This is a genomic window from Burkholderia anthinoferrum (genome assembly GCF_002925705.1).
GTDB classification, from domain to species: Bacteria; Pseudomonadota; Gammaproteobacteria; order Burkholderiales; family Burkholderiaceae; genus Burkholderia; species Burkholderia semiarida.
In genome coordinates, this window is sequence record NZ_LFZP01000084.1 from 1 (window position 1) to 1355 (window position 1355).

The 1355-nt window shown below is 61.3% G+C and carries 1 protein-coding gene; it reads right to left on the reverse strand.

What is annotated here, in order from left to right:
• Positions 1-39: 39 nt before the first annotated feature.
• A complete protein-coding gene (locus tag C5F75_RS35990) occupies positions 40-1299 on the reverse strand; it encodes an IS256 family transposase (RefSeq protein WP_104013548.1) in 1260 nt (419 codons plus the stop codon).
• Positions 1300-1355: the final 56 nt, after the last annotated feature.

Consider the following 1355-nt stretch of genomic DNA (forward strand, 5'->3'; position numbering starts at 1 on the left):
GGAGGTATCCGGAATTTAGTGTGTGAGGCGGGTTGAGATTCAGACTCCAATGTTGAATCGTTCTGGGTAAAGCAGTGCGAACTGAGTCATGGCGCTCTTCCAATCGTGCCGGGAACCCGTCCACTTGGCTACGACGTTGCGCAGCGCCAGCCAGATCAGCTTGAGCGCGGCCTCGTCCGACGGGAAGTGGCCGCGCGCCTTAATGATCTTCCGAAGCTGCATGTGCAGCGACTCGATCGCGTTGGTCGTATATACAATTTTCCGGATGTCGGGCGCGAAGGCGTAAAACGGAATCACCTGATCCCAGGCCCGGCGCCAGAGCGCGGCAATCGGTGGGTATTTCGTCCCCCACGGGCTCGTATCGAACGCATCCAGCGCCACGGCGGCCGCTTCGGCCGACGGTGCCCGATAGACCTCCTTGAGCGCCGCTGCGACGGATTTCCGGTCTTTCCAGCTGGCGAAGTCCAGCGAGTTCCGGATCAGATGCACGATGCAGGTCTGGACCGTCGTTTCCGGGAACACCGTGTTGATCGCTTCCGGGAAGCCCTTCAGTCCGTCGACCACGGCAATCAGGATATCCTGCACGCCACGCAGCTTCAGGTCGTTCACCACCCGCAGCCAGAACTTGGCCCCCTCGGTCTGCTCGATCCAGAGGCCCAGCACGTCACGTGTGCCGTCGCGGCGAACACCCAGCGCCAGGTAGATCGCCTTGTTGCGGACCACGCCTTCGTCCCGGATCTTGACGCGCAAGGCGTCGAAGAACACCACCGGGTACATCGGCTCGAGCGGCCGCTGTTGCCACTCGCGCACTTCGTCGATCACCGCGTCAGTGACGGTACTGATGAAGTCCGGCGATACCTCGATGCCGTACATCTCCTGCAGGAAGCCCTGAATCTCCCGCACGCTCATGCCGCGTGCGTACATCGCGATGATCTTGTCGTCGAAGCCGGTGAAACGTCGCTCGCCCTTGGCGATCAGCACCGGATCGAAGGTGCCTTCGCGATCGCGCGGAATCTCGACGTCGAGCAGGTCGTCGTCGGTCGCGATGCGCTTGCGGCTGGTGCCGTTGCGATGGTTCGTGCTACTGGCCGGCTTGGCTTCACCTTTCTCGTAACCGAGATGATGGGTCAGTTCGCCGCCCAGCGCACGCTCGAAGATCGCCTTCTTGAGCGCAGCGAGCTGCTCGTTGATCGTCGCCCGATCCAGCATTCCGGGCACCAGTTGCTTGATCAGTTCCGGGTCCAGGTTCAAGCCCTTGCCCGGTTCTACGGTCGCTTCTTCCTTACGTTTGCGTGGCATAACGTGGCTCCTTGGCCATCAGTTTATGCCTCACACACAAAGGTTCGGATAGGCTC

What these genes read in the sequence shown, in the direction of transcription:
- C5F75_RS35990 (WP_104013548.1), bottom strand. Translation starts at nt 1,299, where the DNA reads ATGCCACGCAAACGTAAGGAAGAAGCGACCGTAGAACCGGGCAAGGGC.